This is a genomic window from Lysinibacillus sp. GW823-FHT06C08 (genome assembly GCF_058795135.1).
In genome coordinates this window covers 918,245-935,579 of sequence record NZ_JBXAHN010000001.1, presented here as the reverse complement: position 1 = coordinate 935,579, position 17,335 = coordinate 918,245, and the positions used below count along the sequence as shown (strand labels likewise).

Below are 17,335 nucleotides of genomic sequence, written 5' to 3'. Positions count from 1 at the left end.
CTCGGTTTTATGCGTTATTAATACATTTTTAAATATTGATCGCGTTCCCATTGATGTACAGTTGTACGATACATATCGAACTCGATTTCTTTTGCTTCTTTAAAGTTAGCGTAAATATGCTCACCTAAAGCAGCTTGTGCTACTTGATCTTTAGCCAATAATGTTAAAGCATCATCAAGTGCCGCTGGTAGGTTTTCAATGCCATTTGCTTGGCGCTCTTCTTCTGACATCACGTAGATGTTGCGGTTAATAGCTGCTGGTGGCGTCAAGTTTTGACGAATACCTTCTAGACCTGCCTCTAAAATAACAGCCATTGCTAAATATGGGTTTGCAGAAGGGTCCACTGAACGAACTTCTACACGAGTTGAAAGGCCACGTGCTGAAGGAATACGAATAAGTGGTGAACGGTTTTGTGCTGACCATGCTACATAACATGGTGCTTCATAACCTGGTACTAGACGTTTATAAGAGTTAACTGTTGGATTTGTAACCGCTGTGAAACCTTGTACGTGTGCAAGGACACCAGCCATAAATTGCATAGCTGTACTAGATAGTCCTAATTCTGTAGATTCATCATAAAATGCATTTTCTTTACCTTTAAATAGCGACACGTTGAAGTGCATACCAGAACCTGCTTCACCAAATAATGGCTTTGGCATAAATGTAGCGTGTAGACCGTGTTTACGAGCGATTGTTTTCACTACTAATTTAAATGTTTGGATATTGTCACAAGCTGTAACAGCGTCCGCATATTTAAAGTCGATTTCATGTTGTCCAGGAGCAACCTCATGGTGAGAAGCTTCGATTTCAAAGCCCATTTCTTCTAGCTCTAATACGATATCACGACGGCAGTTTTCACCTAGATCTGTTGGAGCTAAGTCGAAGTAACCACCATGGTCATTTACTTCTAATGTTGGTTCGCCTTTTGCATCTAATTTGAATAAGAAGAATTCAGGCTCTGGCCCTAAATTGAAGCTTGAGAAGCCCATATCTTCCATTTTTTTAAGAATACGTTTTAGGTTGTTACGTGGGTCACCAGCAAACGGTTCGCCTTTCGCAGTATATACATCACAGATAAGACGTGCTACTTTCCCTTTTTCGGAAGTCCAAGGGAATACTACGAAAGTATCAAGATCAGGATATAAATACATATCTGATTCTTCGATTCGAACGAAGCCTTCAATAGATGAGCCATCAAACATCATTTTATTTTCCATTGCTTTGTCTAATTGACTTACAGGAATCTCAACGTTTTTGATTGTGCCAAGAATATCTGTAAATTGTAAACGAATAAAGCTTACGTTCTTTTCTTCGATGAGACGTTTAATGTCCTCTTTTGTGTATTTACCCACAGTTTTCCACACTCCTATAATTTGTCTAGCTTTTATGTTTACCCTACCCTATTTTTAATAGAATCGAGATAAATCCCCTCGTCGGATGGATGATTTTTGCATGCGCTGTGCTTGTCGCATTTCTTCGCGCATAATTTGACGTAATTCAGAATCACTTAAATCTTGTTCTTCAATTGTAGCAACAGGATCTTTCCTTTTAGCAAATATTTTTTTAATCTTCGCCATATTCATACCCTGTTCTAAGTAGTCTTTAATTTCAAGCAATGTGTCGACGTCATTTAATGAAAACATTCGACGGTTGCCTTCTGTTCGGTGCGGCTCAATTAAATGGTGTTCTTCATAATAACGAATTTGTCGTGCCGAGAGCTCAGTTAATTGCATTACAATACTCATTGATAATAACGGCATAGTTCGTCTAATTTCACGACTCATTTAAGTCCTCCTCCAATACCCGCTTATCATATAACGAAATTTTTTCACTGTCAACCAACCATGTTAGGTTTCCTAACATGGTTGGCACTATTTTTTTCAATCCGAGAGAAAATTGTAAAAAACTATTCAAATTTACGGTTTGTCCATTTCCTCCTCTCTATTTTTGAATAGCTTGTACCGCACTACAAATGGCAAATTTTACATGCTCATATGTTAGTCCACCCTGTATAAAGGCTGTAAAAGGCGGACGTATTGGACCATCTGCTGTAAGCTCTATGCTAGAGCCTTGAATAAATGTTCCCGCTGCCATAATGACATCATCTTCATAGCCTGGCATATAGGCTGGTTCTGGTGCGTAATGAGCATTAATTGGCGAGTTGGCTTGTATTTCCCTACAAAAGGCGATCATTTGCTGTGCGGTTTGGAAAGAAACCGATTGTATTAAATCTGTCCGATGTGCCTGGTAACTTGGAGATGTATTCATCCCGATTTCCTCCAGCATAGCAGCCGTAAAAATGGCACCCTTTAACGCTTGTGATACAACATGTGGAGCTAGGAAAAATCCTTGATAAAAATCACCTAATGTATTTAATGTCGCTCCTGCTTCTGCCCCAATCCCTGGTGATGTCATCCGGTACGCACATTTCTCCACTAAATCTGCTCTGCCTGCAATATAGCCTCCAATTTTCGCTAATCCTCCACCAGGATTTTTAATGAGGGAGCCTGCCATTAAATCAGCACCAATCTCTGTAGGCTCTTGCTTTTCTACAAATTCACCATAGCAATTATCAACAAAAATAATGGCCTCCGGTGCTAACTTACGAATGTTTGCACACATATCAGCAATTTCTGCAATAGAAAAGGATGGACGTGTTGCATAGCCTTTTGATCGTTGAATGGCAATCATTTTCGTCTTTGCTGTTATGGCCCCTTTCACACCGGCCCAATCGATGGTTTGATTATCCAGTAAATCAACATGTGAATAACCGATTTGATAATCTTTCAGGGAACCTGTATCTTTGTCACCACCATCGACAATGGATTGTAACGTATCATATGGCTGACCAGAAATATACAGCAGCTCATCACCAGGACGTAGCACACCGAATAGACTAAGCGTAATTGCATGTGTCCCTGAAATAATCTGCGGTCGAACAATGGCAGCCTCAGCTCCAAACACCTCGGCATAGACACGCTCTAAATTATCGCGTCCCTCATCGTCATAGCCATAGCCATTGGATGGGTGTAAATGATAATCACTAACTTGATGTTTTCGAAATGCCGCTAGCACTTTTTGCTGGTTATAAAACGCCATCTCTTCCACCTTAGCATGAAAAGGTCTCACTCTCTCTTCTATTGTTGCCGCTAAAGATAGCGTCGATGCTGATAAATTAGATGTAAACGTCATTCTTTTTCTTCTCCATTTCACAATTGTCATGCATATCATTCCGTAAACTTGAATCTAAATGGACCTCGATTATGCTAGAATTCCCTAATCGTCTACTTGTAATGAACGCTTATAACAGATGTTTTTCTTTATTTCATTAACATCTTATCAATTTGTATAGGTACCTGTAAAACTTGCCTATTGTTTCTCAGCGAAATTTACGCTAAGCTAATGTGCGGACTTATTTCAAGAAGAGTATTTAATGATGGATTTTGGCTATTAAATTCATAGATTTTGTTACTTACAGGATCTTTCTGCTTTAGGAATGAGATTCATTTATTTATAGAAGGGGTGAAAGGGATGGCTTGGGAAGTTTTTAGTATTATTGGTACAATTGCCTTTGCTATTTCTGGGGCAATTATTGCAATGGAAGAGGAATACGATTTATTCGGTGTTTATATACTCGGTATCGTCACTGCTTTTGGTGGAGGGGCTATCCGAAATTTACTTATCGGGCTACCTGTCACAACATTATGGGGACAGGATATGATGTTTCAAATTGCACTTGCAGCAATTACCATATTTTTTATTTTCCCTCATCATTTGATTCAACACTGGCATCGTTGGGGCAATTTCACAGATGCAATTGGCTTATCAGCATTTGCTATTCAAGGCGCACTCTACGCTGTAAAGCTGGATATGCCGATTAGTGCTGTCATTGTAGCTGCGGTCTTAACAGGGTCAGGTGGTGGAATCGTGCGTGACTTATTAGCTAGACGAAAACCACTTGTTCTTCGTGACGAAGTCTATGGTGTTTGGGCTGCTCTCGCAGGGCTTGTTATTGGATTTGATATTTTTACAGGAGACATTTTCCTTTATATGTTATTTGCGGTAATTACAGCATTACGTATTCTTTCCTATATGATGAAATGGCGTTTACCTTTGCGAAGGTTGAATCGGGCATAGAGTCTATCATTGATTAAATAAGCGCAAATTGTTCCTTAACTATTTGCGCTTAATTGTTTTTCGGTAACTATTTAGCCAAAAGATTCATTGCTTCTTCCAGTGTCACCATATTTTTCATCATTGAGCAAGCAGCATCTAATAGAGGAAAGGCTAGTGTTGCACCGGAACCTTCTCCTAGCCGCATATTCATGTTTAGCATGGGTTCCACTCCTAGTAATTCAGCGGCAATTTTAGCCCCTGGCTCCTCCGATGCATGAGAAGGTATAATAAAGTCCTTTACTTTTGGTTCAATTTGATAAGCAATAAGCGCAGCAATAGTTGAAATAAATCCATCAATCACAACAGGTTTTCGGTAACTTGCGGCTGCAAGGATGATACCAGCCATAGCCCCAATCTCTAGCCCTCCAACTTTAGCTAGAACATCAATGATATCGTTAGGATTGGGCTTGTTGAGCGTAATTGCTTTTTCAATGACCTCTGCTTTATGAGCAATTCCTCCTTGACCAACACCTGCTCCAAACCCTGTTATTTCAATTGAGTCATAGCCAGTCAAAACAGCTAAAATCGCAGTACTCGGCGTTGTATTACCGATGCCCATCTCTCCTGTTCCAAGTAGATTGGCTCCTTTTATAATTTCATCTGTTGCCACACGAATCCCCACTTCAATAGATTGAATGGCCTCCTCTCTAGACATAGCAGGGCCTTGTGCCATATTATCTGTACCATATTTTACTTTATGAACGATTACGCCCGCATTGAGTGGAAGATCATCCTTTACTCCAACATCTACCGTTACAACCTTCGTATTCGTCACACTTGCAATCGCACAAACACCCGTACCTCCTTTTGGAAAATTTAATGTTTGAAATAAAGTAACATCTTGTGGGTTCGTCGTCACACCTTCCTTACAAACTCCATGATCTGCTGCACAGACAATCATCACCTTTTGATCAATCACCGGATATAATTGTCCTGTAATCCCAGAAAGTTGCACAGCAATGGATTCTAATTTACCTAGGCTACCTGGCGGCTTACATAGAATATCTATTCGCTTCCTTGCTTGCTCCCTACTATTTTTATTAGCGCCTTGAATGTTTTGAATTGTGTCATGTAATAATTGCATTGTCATTTCTCCTCTCGTTCTTCATGAAGACAAAATAAAAAGCCTGTAGTTTATTGTCATGACAAATAAACTACAGACTTTTCCATCATCTATATCCACTTAAAGCAAATAGGCAGGTCTCCTGGCTTAAGTTCAACATTTCATAGTACCTTCCCAGCAATGAGCTAGTGGTCTTCACTATTAAACTCCCTTTTACAGTGGCGGGTCCGCTAAAGCTTTTCACTTTATTCCCTATTCTCCCTTAATGGGCACCTAATGCTTGTATTAAACTACTTTTAATCTACGACAGCATATTTCTTCTGTCAATATTTAAATGCGATACTCGTATGCCTATTCTTTTTCTAGCTCGCTTAGCAATGTTGACCCTAATAATAGGACCGCTCCTATTATTTGTAGATGCGTCATTTTTTCTCCAATAATCATCGTTGAAATGACTAATGATGTTAGTGGAGCTATATAGCTAAGTATGGCTATACTTTGCCCTTTCAGCTTTGACATGCCCCAAAAGAACAATAAAAATCCAACCCCTGCATGGACAATACCTAATGTCATTAATAATAGGACTGACTTAAAACTGAGTGTCATAACCTGAAACCCTGTTGTCCCAAGTATATAAAAACAAAGGAAAAAAGCTGCTAAAGATAGTTGAATAATTGTATTTTCCGGTTCTTTTAAGCCACATATACATTTATTTGTAAATGTTAGAGCTGTATAAAAGCATGCGGCGATAAGACTGTAGACAATGCCAATAAAATGTTTACTGTCTCCAGTGCCTTGACTTTGGACAATCAAAAATAGGCCAAAAATGGCCACACAGACATACAGTATTTTTCTGCTAACTAGCTTCTCTTTTAAGACTATTGGAGATAAACAGATTACTAGTACTGGTGCAAAATAATAGCTGAGTGCAGCATTAGCAATTGTTGTTTCTTAGCCTGAAATAAGAAAATCCAATTCCCACATAAGGCAACACTAGAAAGTATTAATCTCCACTTATTTTTGAGAATACTTCTTTTCGTTAAACTTTCCTTTATATAAATAAAAATCACTATCAAAAAACAAGCACCAATCAAACTCATCCAAAAAGCGATTTCACTTGAAAACAAAGGGATATACTTGGCAAAAACACCAACTGCGCCAAAAATAATCATGGATAATACAAACGCTAATTTTCCGCTCATTACAATTCCTACTTTCTACGTATAAGCATTAACCTACACAGTAGAATCTATTGAAAATGAGCAAACTGTTATTGTATGCCTTGACAGTAGATTCTACTGTCAAGACATTGTTGGGGGTGCTATTGAACGAAACATACAAAATCCCTCCTTCACCGATATAATTGTAACATATTTCTGAAAATTATAGAGTACGATTTATAGATAAAGGGAAAAGGAATCGCTAATTACTTCATAGGTATGGATAAAATTTTCTTTTAAGGAGGAGTTAGAATGAATGCAAGAGAATTAAGAAACGCTATTGCAGAGACTTGTGAAAATTATGATAGTCATTACGCTCAGTTAGTGAAACCGATTAATCAGTTATTAATGAATGTTGATGCTTCCATCAGTGAAGAAACAGCGTATGTCATTATGGAAAATTTGAAATTATTTTATAATGGAGATAAATACATGGCGGAATGTCATTTCGATGAGAGTGAAAATTTCTTAAAGGATGGCATTGAGCTTTTACAAAAGGGAGATCTTGCGAATGGCGCTTTACAAATATACGGTGCTGGTTTAAATTTTGCCAGCTATGCTTCAAAGGTTCGCGGGCAAAAAAATGTGAACCCGTACAAGAACTTTGAAAAAAACTTTAGCCTTATCATGGACTCACTCCAAAAATAAGCATATGAAAAAAGAAAGAGTATACACTCTTTCTTTTTTCATTATGTCATTATTTAAATTCTAATTCACCATCGTAAGCTAACATGCCGCCTTCTAGGTTTGTCACATCAAATCCTTGTGCCTCTAAATAAGAACAAGCATTAGCTGAACGACCACCAGCCTTACAAACGATAATATATGGCTTAGTTTCATCTAATTCCTCTAGACGTTCTGGGATTGTCCCAAGAGCAATATGCTGAGCACCAGGAATCATGCCATGTGCAACTTCATCCTCTTCACGTACATCAATAATATATAGGTCTTCATTTGCATCTAATAGTTCTAATAATTGTGTTGTTTCCATTGATTTCATCAAACTCGTCCTCCAAATATCTATTTCCTCTATCATTATAGCCTGTAGCAAAAAAAACAGCCAGTGTGGAGAACACACTAACTGTTTAACAATTTTTTTAAGCTTCTGTCTCTAAAAATTCTATTTGTTTAGCTGGAACGAATGTAGAAATGGCGTGCTTGTAAATTAGGTGCTGCTTATTTTCAGCATCCAATAATAAAACTGTAAAATTATCATATGATTTCACAGTCCCTTTTAACTGAAATCCGTTTAATAGAAATACAGTTACAAAAACACTGTTTTTACGTAGTTGGTTCAAGAACGTATCTTGCAAGTTGATTGATTTCATCAAATAGCCTCCCTACTAACTTTCTACCTCTTCATTCCTATAGTAGCACGTTCTACCAATTTATCAATTAGTAATTTTTAGAAATTTTTCTTTAATTTTATAATTGCTCATCTGTCATCACAAAATGGACATCCATTTTATTGCGGAAATAAGTAAGTTGCCTTTTCGCATAGCGGCGAGAGTTTTGTTTTAAGCTGTCAAGAGCGCCTTCTAGCGAACATTTACCATCTAAATAATCATATAATTCCTTATAACCAATGGCTTGTATAGACTGCACACCTCGGATATTTTGTTGCCATAGCCCTCTGACCTCTTCTAAAAGCCCATTCTCCATCATCAAATCGACACGACGGTTAATACGGTCATAAAGCACGTCTCGTGACATATTTTGACCTAGACCTAAGATCAAGTGATTATAGAGAGGCACTTCACCTCGATTTTGAGCTTCAGCTGCCTTCGATACACCGCTTAATTCTAGCATCTCTAATGCGCGAATGACACGACGTGTATTATTTGGATGAATGGCCTCTGCAGTTTGAGGGTCTAGTTGTTTTAATTTACCGTGCATGGCCTCAGGACCAAGCTTCGCTAATTCATCATAATAGGCTTGACGTGCTGCCTCATCCACTTTTTCATCAGTAAATTGAAAATCAAACAGAACAGCTTGTACATATAAGCCTGAGCCACCTACTATAATCGGTAGCTTATGACGAGCTTGTATGTCAGCAATTTTCGCTCTGACTAGCTTTTGATAATCGGCCACTGAAAATGATTCTGTCGGCTCCAGAAAACTTAATAAATGATGAGGGACTCCCTCCATCTCTTCTTCCGTAATTTTCGCCGTACCTATATCTAACCCTTTATAAACTTGCATGGAATCACCGTTAATGATCTCTCCATTATACTTTTTGGCAAGTTCAATACTTAATGCTGTTTTTCCAGAAGCAGTTGGTCCCACTATTGCTACAACCTCTGCCTGCTGTAATTTATTTTCTATCATATTTTTCTAACCACCGTAATAATAGTTGAAAGACTGCTTCTTGATTGTCTTCATTTAAAATTTCATGTCTCTTATCTTCAAATAAATAAACAGTGACATCCTCCACACCAGCAGTTGCTAATTGTTCTGCCACTGCGTACACGCCTAGTCCCTGTTCACCGACTGGATCTTGACTGCCACTTATCAAAAGTATTGGAAGATCCTTTCTTACTTTGGCAATCTCCTTTTTGCGATTCAATATTGAAAAGCCTGTAGTCAAATCTACAAAAAATTGATTGGTTGGAATAAAGCCACAATATGGATCATCTATATACTTTTGAACTTCTCCCTGTACGGAGCATAGCCAATCATAGGCAGTCTTCGGATTTGGAAACTGCTTATTAAAACTACCAAAACTTAATTGATTGAGGAGCCTGCTTTCTGTCTCTTTACCAAGACCTTTTGCTAAAGCCTTGGATACAATATTACCAATTGCATGTAAAGCTGTAACATTGCCAGTTCCACAGAGCACAACATTGTCTACCTGTCCCCCATACCGTTGGATATAGCGTCTCGTAATGAATGAGCCCATACTATGACCAAAAATAATGAGCGGTTTGTCAGCAACCGGTGCATGTAATTGAGTAATGACTTCATGTGCATCTTCTACAACACGTTCAAAGCCGTTATTTTCAGCAAAAAATCCTAAAGTTCCATTATAAGCAGCTGTTTCACCATGTCCACGATGATCGTGCATCGTCACTACATAGCCGGCATTTTGAAGCGTGTGAGCAAATGTTAAATAACGACCACTATGCTCTGCCATGCCGTGTAAAATATGGATATGTCCAATACATGTCCTTTTAGATTCTAGTGTTCGTGTGAATACAAAATGTCCATCCGACATTTGAATATAACGCTCCATCGCTTATTCCCCTTCTTTCACGAAAATAGTGGCATCCATGATGGCTTGATCTAATTCAGCCATATAAGCATTTCGTTGTTCCTCCGTATAATTCAAGTGTTGTTGCATCACTTGAAGCACTTGTTGCTTATAGAGCTTGACTGCTTCAATGTCAAAATATAGCATGCCAGTACGACGAATAAAGAAGTCACTTGGAGTATAGACCATTTCAGCTTCTAAGCCATATAATAGCATCGCATGTAAAGTAAGTGGCATTGTACTACCATGCTCATGTAAGTATTTTACACGATCAAATAAAGCATCCACATTCGTGCCATATTTTTGGACAAGTTGCTTGGCTTCATCATAATTTAAACCATACTGAACACCCTCTCGAGCTTTATAAGCAATATAATCTGGGAAATTGATGGCGTTAATACCCTTTGCTCCTGACAATGATAATTCTCGAGTGATGGATGCACTCGCATGCTTATAACGACGGGTTTTTACGATTTTATCTACAATCGATTCTGCCATTTGGCGGTAGCCTGTTAGCTTGCCACCTGCTATCGTCATTAAACCACTCGGAGCCGTCCAAATTTCATCTTTCCTTGAAATTTCTGAAGGATTCTTTCCTTTTTCATAAATTAATGGACGAACGCCTGCCCACGATGATTCAATTGTAGCTCTTGTAATATTGGCGGTAGGGAAAACTTTCTTTGCCGCCTCAACTAAATAGTCCACATCTTGCTGTGTTGCAACAGGATGTACTGGATTGCCCTCAAAGACAGTATCCGTTGTACCTACATAGGTTTTACCATCACGCGGGATTGCAAATGCCATACGTCCATCAGCAATATCGAAATAAACTGCTTGCTTTAATGGAAAATCTTTTTGATTCAGGACAATATGAACACCCTTCGTCAATCTTAATTGCTTATTATCAGCTACTTTATCCCTTTGTCGTACATCATCCACCCAAGGACCTGTAGCATTGACAATTTGAGCAGCATGTACATTCAACATGCGTCCTGTTAAATGATCTTCTACTTTAATTCCAACAAGCTTTTTCTTGTCGTAGATGAACTCCTTCATCTCCGCATAATTAAGACAAAGTGCCCCATATTCAACAGCTTTTTTTAATACTTCAATTGTAAGACGTGCATCATCTGTACGATATTCAACATAATAGCCTCCACCCACAAGTCCTTCTTGATTGAGTAAAGGTTCTAATGCTAATGTTTCTTGCACATTTAGCATCGTTCTACGTTCCTGTTTTTTGACACCTGCTAAACGGTCATAAACTCTTAAGGCTAGAGATGTTGTCATTGGGCTAAGGGAACCCTTTTTATATAAAGGCAAAAGCATTTTTTCTGGTGTTGTCACATGAACAGCATTGTCATAGACGATTTCACGTTCACGTCCCACCTCTGCTACAACTCCTACATCAAATTGCTTTAAATATCGTAGTCCACCATGGATGAGTTTAGTCGATCGACTCGATGTTCCAGCAGAGAAATCCTGCATGTCGATACATGCGACGGACAATCCCCTTGAGGCAGCATCCAGGGCAATACCTGCACCAGTAATGCCTCCACCAATGACTAAAACGTCAAAACTATAGTGCTCTAAATAATATAAAATTTTTGGACGATGCTCATATGAAAACATACCTTTTTCCCCCAATAGCTAAGATTTAAAAATTCGTGTTGCCTCTACAGCTCTTTGCCAGCCAGCATAAAGAGCTGTCGCTTGGTCTTTTTCCATTTTTGGCTGGTAGGTTTGACCATTTACCCACAGTGCTGATAAAACCTCTTGATTTGGCCAAAAATTTGTAGCAAGTCCTGCTAAATAAGCTGCACCTAGTGCTGTTGATTCATTGAGTTTTGCCAGTTCTACATGCAACTGTAAAACATCACTTTGGAATTGCATTAATAACTCATTTTTTACAGCACCACCATCTACACGGAGTACTTCAATAGGTGCACCGGCTGCTTCCTCCATCGCATCGAGTACATCCTTCGTTTGATAGGCTAATGATTCAAGTGTCGCACGGATGAAATGTTCTTTAGACGTGCCACGCGTTAAACCAAAAATGGCACCACGAGCATCTGTATCCCAATAAGGTGTACCTAGTCCAACGAAGGCAGGTACAACATAGACACCATCCGTATTGGCTACTTTTTTAGCATAGGTTTCTGAATCCTCAGCAGTCCGAATCATACGTAGTCCGTCTCGTAGCCATTGGATCGCTGAGCCTGCTACGAAAACACTTCCCTCTAATGCATAGGTCACCTTACCATCTATTCCCCAAGCAATTGTCGTCAATAACCCATTTTCCGACTTTACTGCCTGTTGCCCTGTATTCAATAACATAAAGCAGCCAGTACCATAAGTGTTTTTAGCCATTCCTTTTGTAAAACAAGTTTGACCAAAAAGTGCTGCCTGCTGATCACCCGCAATACCGGCAATCGGAATTTTTTCGCCAAAGAAAATACTTGCTGCCGTTTCAGTGTAAATTTCTGATGAATTTTTCACTTCAGGAAGCATCGACATCGGAATATCTAATAGCTGACAAAGTTCCGTATCCCATTGTAATTCATGAATATTGTATAGTAACGTTCGAGCCGCATTTGAATAATCGGTAACATGGGCCTTTCCCTTTGATAATCGCCAAACAATCCAAGAATCAATCGTGCCAAATAATAAATCTCCATTGTCAGCCATTTCACGGGCGCCCTCTACATGATCTAACATCCATTTAATTTTTGTGGCTGAAAAATAAGCATCTAGTCGTAATCCCGTTTTTTGCTGAAAAAGCTCCTCATGCCCTTGTTCTTTCAGGTCATTCACGATTTCCTGCGTTTGACGCGACTGCCAGACAATGGCGTTGTAAATAGGCTTTCCTGTATGTTTATCCCACACTACGGTTGTTTCTCGCTGATTCGTTATTCCAATAGCATGGACCTCACTAGCATCATGCCCACTTTCTGTTAAGACAGTTGCAATTACTGAAAGGACCGAACCCCAAATTTCATTGGCATTATGTTCTACCCAGCCAGCCTTCGGAAAAATTTGCTGAAACTCCTTTTGTGCTACATGAACAATTTCACCTTTTTTATTGAATAAGATAGCTCTTGAGCTTGTTGTGCCTTGATCAATTGCTAAAATAAATTCGCCCATTATTTTCCCCCTTTTCACTACATGACCCGTTTGAACATTTTCTCCACTTCATACGATGTAAAATGAATGAGCACTGGACGTCCATGTGGACATGTAAATGGATTATCAGCTTTGCGTAAATCTCTCAGCAATATTTCCATTTGTTCTTTCGTTAAATAATAGTTGGCCTTAATAGATTTTTTACAGCTCATCATAATCGCAGCGGCTTCACGTAATTTCTTTACATCTGCCTTTTTAGTCGTCAGCACCTGTTCAATTAAATCTTCAATAATTTCCTGTTCCTCACCTTTAGGGAACCAGCTAGGATGCTCGCGTACAACAAAGGAAGATTGTCCAAATTCCTCTAAGAATACGCCTATTGCTTCTAATTCATGTTTGTGTTCTCGTAATAAAAGTGCCTCATCGGCCGCATAATGGAATGTTAGTGGAAGCAGTAATGCCTGACGCTCATGTGGATTAACTTGTCCGACCTTTTCCCGGAAAAATTCATATTTAATGCGCTCTTGTGCAGCATGTTGATCAATTAAATAAAAACCATCCTCCATTTGGGCGACAATGTATGTGCCATGGATTTGCCCGACTACTTCTAGCTCAGGGAACGGTTCCTTAGCCATCTCATTTACTAATTCCTCATGTTGCTCCACAACAGTTACTTCTTCTATTTCTTCAGCCTGTAATGGCTGAATAGGCTGCGCGTAATCCTCCACAATAGTAGAAACAGGCTCTGGCTCTACTGTAGTTTCTCGATTGTTTTCTTGAACGGTTTGCACATCATATAACTTCTCTACAATTGCATTCATCTTCTCCACATCTATCTGAGGTGCAGGCTTCCAAATATTTAATTGCTCTGTAGCCGGCTTGACGATTTTTTCTTTTTTCTCCATTTGTGGTACGCGAATAACGCTACGTATTCTTTCACGGATAGTGTCTTCGATTAATTTTAAAAGCTCTGGCTCCTTACTTAAACGAATTTGATGTTTCGCAGGATGCACATTAACATCTGTCAAAAATGGATCTCCCTCTATATAAAGAACCACAATAGGAAAACGTTCAATCGGTAAATACGTATGGTAGGCATCAACAATAGCTTTCTGTACTAAATAATGCTTAACCCAGCGACCATTGACGAATAGAGACATATAATTTTTTGAAGCCCGCGTCACCTCTGGTAGGGTCACATAGCCAGAAATGCGATAATCGTGTGACTCCCCTTGGAATGACACCATTTTCTTAGCATTATGTACCCCATAAATGGCAGCAAGCACTTGTTGCACATCTCCTCGTCCATTTGTTTGGAGTAATATTTGACCATTATGCAATAATCGAAAAGCAATTTGAGGGTTACTAAGCGCAAGACGATTCATTAAGTCTATAGTGTGCCCAAGTTCAGTTTGAATAGTTTTCATATATTTTAAGCGAGCAGGTGTGTTAAAGAATAATTGTGATACCGTCAGATCTGTCCCTTTACGTAAAGGGCCGGGCTTATGCGTCAACATATGACCACCCTCCAGCTCTAAATGTGTACCGGATTCACCGTTCGATGTAATTAAAGTCATTTTTGAAACAGAAGCTATAGATGCTAATGCCTCACCACGGAAGCCCAATGTCCGAATACGAAATAAATCATGTTCTTGATGGATTTTACTTGTTGCATGGCGAGAGAATGACATGATGGCATCCTCTTCATCCATACCGCTACCATTATCAATTACTTGAATGGAAGTGAGACCCGCTTCTAGTAAAAAAACATCAATGGACGTACTTCCCGCATCAATCGCATTTTCTACAAGCTCTTTGACAACTGAAGCTGGTCTTTCAACTACTTCTCCTGCTGCAATTTTATTGGAGAGCCATTCGTCCATAATTTGTATGTTTCCCACTAACGAATCACTCCTTTATTTTTTCATGTTTAATAACTCTTGCTGTAACTCATATAAAATATTCATTGCCTGCATCGGTGAAGTTCCTAAAATATTAACTTTCTCTAATTTTTTTAACACCTCTGCCCCAGCTGGTGCAATTGGCTCTTCTTCAGTAAATAAGGACATTTGCAGTGGCGGTTCTACTATTTTCTGTGTTTCAGCCACTACTTCGTTCCCAGCCTCAAAGTTTTCCAATAGCACACGTGCTCTTGCCAAAATTTCTTCTGGTAATTGCGCTAATTGTGCCACATGAATACCATATGATTTATCAGCAGCACCTTTTTTCACCTTATGCAGGAACACAACCATGCCATTTTTTTCGGTCGCTGCGACATGTACATTTTGTAAGCGTGGTAAATCCTTTTCAAGAGCTGTTAATTCATGATAATGCGTAGAAAACAACGTATTAGCACCGATTTTGTCATGAATATATTCCATCATGGATTGAGCTAAACTCATCCCATCATAAGTAGAGGTACCACGACCTATTTCATCAAATAACATTAAACTGTTTTTTGTAGCATGCATAATGGCGTGTTGAGATTCAAGCATTTCTACCATAAATGTAGATTGCCCTGCTGCTAAATCATCAGCTGCACCGATGCGAGTGAAAATTTGGTCAGTAATAGGTAGCTTCGCCTTTTCAGCAGGTACATAGCAGCCCATTTGTGCCATGACAACAATTAATGCTACCTGACGCATATAGGTACTTTTACCAGACATATTCGGCCCAGTAATAAGCATCATATTATTCTGTTCTTCTAGCACACAATCGTTTGGTACATACATTTGCTTATTCAACATTTTTTCTACAACAGGATGGCGACCTTCAATGATTTCAAGCGCTCGTCCATTATGGAATTGTGGTTTTGTAAAACGATATTTTTCTGAGATGCTCGCAAAGCTTAGCAAAACATCTAACTCACTTATACTTGCTGCCAGTGCTTGTACACGTGGAATAAATTCCTTTAATGCATCTCGAATTTCTACAAATAGGTTGTACTCTAGTGTAAGGCTTTCTTCTTCAGCATTTAAAACCAATGCTTCTTTTTCTTTTAATTCCTGTGTAATATAGCGCTCTGCATTAGCTAGCGTCTGTTTGCGCTCATAACGAGTTAAATCCGCTAAATGGATATTCGATTTTGTAATTTCAATATAATAACCAAAGATGCGATTATAGCCAATTTTTAAGTTTTTAATGCCTGTTTTCAAACGCTCTTCTTGCTCGAGCTGAGCAATCCAATCCTTACCATTGCGAGCGGCATATCGAAGCTCGTCTAATCGTTCATGATAGCCATCTCGAATCACATCCCCTTCTTTAATGGTAATTGGCGGATTATCCGTTATAGCATTTGCTAAAAGCTCCTCAACAGCTGTACATGTATCGAGAGCTGCCCCTAGTTGTTGAAGTGTCTCCTTACCCGCACCTAATAACTGCTGCTGAATAGCTGGCACTTGGCGCAACGAATCACGTAATTGCGCTAAATCACGGCCACCTACATTGCCAAAAGCAACGCGACCAGCTAGCCGCTCTAAATCATATACCTGTTTTAAGGCAGTTTGTAACTCTGTTCGAACAAAATATTCTTCTAATAAATCAGTCACAATCGCTAGTCTAGACTCAATAGCTGAGCGTGTGGCAAGCGGCTGATGGAGCCATTGTTTTAATTTACGGCCACCCATTGCTGTGACGGTATCATCGAGCAACCATAACAGTGTCCCTTTTTGATCTCCACCGCGAATGGATTGAATGAGCTCTAAATTTCGCTTTGAGCTAGAATCAATGCGTAAATAATGTTTCATTTCATTAAACGTAAATGCTTGAATATGTGATAACGAACGCATTTGTGTTTTATCTATATAGGCCAATAATCGAAGGCATGAAATTTGTAGGGCTGATGGAACAGCTTCTACATAGCTAGCTGCTTTATCCACCGTCATTTCATCGGTTTCCACTGACAGTACAATGGCGGCATTTGCAGCATGTTCTGCTAACAATAACTGTAAACCATCCGTTACAATAAGTTCCCGAATACCATAGGCCTGCATTTGCATTAATAATGCTTTGCCATCGCCTTCAATGGACGAAGCCACGGCTTCACCTGTTGATAAATCTAGATATGCATAGCCAAATGTTGTGTCATCCAGTTGTTCGGCTGCTCCAATAAAATGATTGGATTTCCCTTCAAGTGTCTTACCTTCCATAATTGTACCGGGTGTGATGAGTTGAACGACTTCACGTTTGACCACGCCTTTTGCTTGCTTTGGATCTTCTGTTTGTTCACAAATAGCCACTTTATAGCCTTTTTGCACAAGTGTTTCAATATAATTTTTAGCCGAATGATGCGGCACACCACACATTGGAATTCGTTCTTTTGCGCCAGCATCCCGGCTCGTTAACGTAATTTCTAGAATTTGTGAGGCATTAATGGCATCCTCAAAAAACATTTCATAAAAGTCACCTAATCTAAAAAATAAAAAGGCATCCTTGTAATCTTCTTTAACCTGTAGATACTGTTGCATCATTGGTGTATATGTTGTCATATAAATATTTACCTCG

General features: G+C 39.1%; 16 protein-coding genes and 1 riboswitch. Of the genes, 2 read left to right on the top strand and 14 right to left on the bottom strand.

Annotated elements, in window-relative coordinates:
• Positions 1–17: 17 nt before the first annotated feature.
• From glnA to AC1Q6O_RS04300, 3 genes are all read right to left on the bottom strand, one after another.
• Positions 18–1,352, bottom strand: coding sequence for a type I glutamate--ammonia ligase (gene glnA, locus AC1Q6O_RS04310; protein ID WP_008174724.1), 1,335 nt, complete (start codon positions 1,350–1,352; stop codon positions 18–20).
• A gap of 54 nt (positions 1,353–1,406) precedes the next feature.
• Positions 1,407–1,784, bottom strand: coding sequence for a MerR family transcriptional regulator (locus AC1Q6O_RS04305; RefSeq protein WP_008174727.1), 378 nt, complete (start codon positions 1,782–1,784; stop codon positions 1,407–1,409).
• Positions 1,785–1,941: 157 nt separating this feature from the next.
• Complete coding sequence (locus tag AC1Q6O_RS04300) at positions 1,942–3,192, bottom strand: methionine gamma-lyase family protein (protein ID WP_089985390.1); 1,251 nt, start codon at positions 3,190–3,192, stop codon at positions 1,942–1,944.
• 339 nt (positions 3,193–3,531) lie between these two features.
• Between AC1Q6O_RS04300 and AC1Q6O_RS04295 the strand changes: the two genes are divergently transcribed.
• Positions 3,532–4,137 (top strand): trimeric intracellular cation channel family protein, encoded by a 606-nt coding sequence (locus AC1Q6O_RS04295; protein ID WP_043989801.1) that lies wholly within the window; start codon positions 3,532–3,534, stop codon positions 4,135–4,137.
• Positions 4,138–4,204: 67 nt separating this feature from the next.
• Here the strand turns inward: AC1Q6O_RS04295 and cobT are convergent, their stop codons facing one another.
• The 3 genes from cobT to AC1Q6O_RS04280 all read right to left on the bottom strand — a co-directional run bounded on the left by cobT (position 4,205) and on the right by AC1Q6O_RS04280 (position 6,441).
• The gene (gene cobT, locus AC1Q6O_RS04290; protein WP_492400922.1) at positions 4,205–5,260 is read right to left on the bottom strand and encodes a nicotinate-nucleotide--dimethylbenzimidazole phosphoribosyltransferase; all 1,056 of its coding nucleotides are present in this window, start codon (positions 5,258–5,260) and stop codon (positions 4,205–4,207) included.
• 94 nt (positions 5,261–5,354) lie between these two features.
• A riboswitch (cobalamin riboswitch) is annotated at positions 5,355–5,531 on the bottom strand.
• Positions 5,532–5,590: 59 nt separating this feature from the next.
• Positions 5,591–6,073, bottom strand: a complete 483-nt coding sequence (locus tag AC1Q6O_RS04285) for a DMT family transporter (RefSeq protein ID WP_239355307.1) — start codon at positions 6,071–6,073, stop codon at positions 5,591–5,593.
• A gap of 65 nt (positions 6,074–6,138) precedes the next feature.
• Positions 6,139–6,441: a hypothetical protein gene (locus AC1Q6O_RS04280; protein ID WP_239355306.1), complete on the bottom strand. Its 303-nt coding sequence runs from the start codon at positions 6,439–6,441 to the stop codon at positions 6,139–6,141.
• A gap of 270 nt (positions 6,442–6,711) precedes the next feature.
• On the opposite strand from AC1Q6O_RS04280, the gene AC1Q6O_RS04275 reads away from it, so the two are divergent.
• The gene (locus AC1Q6O_RS04275) at positions 6,712–7,107 is read left to right on the top strand and encodes a hypothetical protein (protein WP_089985387.1); all 396 of its coding nucleotides are present in this window, start codon (positions 6,712–6,714) and stop codon (positions 7,105–7,107) included.
• 49 nt (positions 7,108–7,156) lie between these two features.
• Here the strand turns inward: AC1Q6O_RS04275 and AC1Q6O_RS04270 are convergent, their stop codons facing one another.
• The 8 genes from AC1Q6O_RS04270 to mutS form a co-directional block, all read right to left on the bottom strand.
• Positions 7,157–7,459 carry a rhodanese-like domain-containing protein gene (locus AC1Q6O_RS04270; protein WP_025114024.1) on the bottom strand — a complete coding sequence of 101 codons (303 nt, stop codon included), beginning with the start codon at positions 7,457–7,459 and terminating at the stop codon, positions 7,157–7,159.
• A gap of 97 nt (positions 7,460–7,556) precedes the next feature.
• Entirely contained in the window at positions 7,557–7,787 is a 231-nt protein-coding gene (gene hfq / locus AC1Q6O_RS04265) for an RNA chaperone Hfq (protein ID WP_025114023.1), read from the bottom strand.
• Between the two features lie 97 nt (positions 7,788–7,884).
• Complete coding sequence (gene miaA, locus AC1Q6O_RS04260; RefSeq protein ID WP_008182020.1) at positions 7,885–8,787, bottom strand: tRNA (adenosine(37)-N6)-dimethylallyltransferase MiaA; 903 nt, start codon at positions 8,785–8,787, stop codon at positions 7,885–7,887.
• A complete protein-coding gene (locus AC1Q6O_RS04255; RefSeq protein ID WP_089985385.1) occupies positions 8,774–9,691 on the bottom strand; it encodes an alpha/beta fold hydrolase in 918 nt (305 codons plus the stop codon). The genes miaA and AC1Q6O_RS04255 overlap by 14 nt, the downstream gene beginning before the upstream one ends.
• Before the next feature lie 3 nt (positions 9,692–9,694).
• A complete protein-coding gene (locus AC1Q6O_RS04250; protein ID WP_043990821.1) occupies positions 9,695–11,341 on the bottom strand; it encodes a glycerol-3-phosphate dehydrogenase/oxidase in 1,647 nt (548 codons plus the stop codon).
• Between the two features lie 18 nt (positions 11,342–11,359).
• A complete protein-coding gene (gene glpK / locus AC1Q6O_RS04245; RefSeq protein WP_089985383.1) occupies positions 11,360–12,853 on the bottom strand; it encodes a glycerol kinase GlpK in 1,494 nt (497 codons plus the stop codon).
• Positions 12,854–12,870: 17 nt separating this feature from the next.
• Positions 12,871–14,733 (bottom strand): DNA mismatch repair endonuclease MutL, encoded by a 1,863-nt coding sequence (gene mutL / locus AC1Q6O_RS04240; protein ID WP_089985381.1) that lies wholly within the window; start codon positions 14,731–14,733, stop codon positions 12,871–12,873.
• Between the two features lie 15 nt (positions 14,734–14,748).
• Positions 14,749–17,319, bottom strand: a complete 2,571-nt coding sequence (gene mutS / locus AC1Q6O_RS04235; protein WP_089985379.1) for a DNA mismatch repair protein MutS — start codon at positions 17,317–17,319, stop codon at positions 14,749–14,751.
• Positions 17,320–17,335 lie beyond the last annotated feature (16 nt).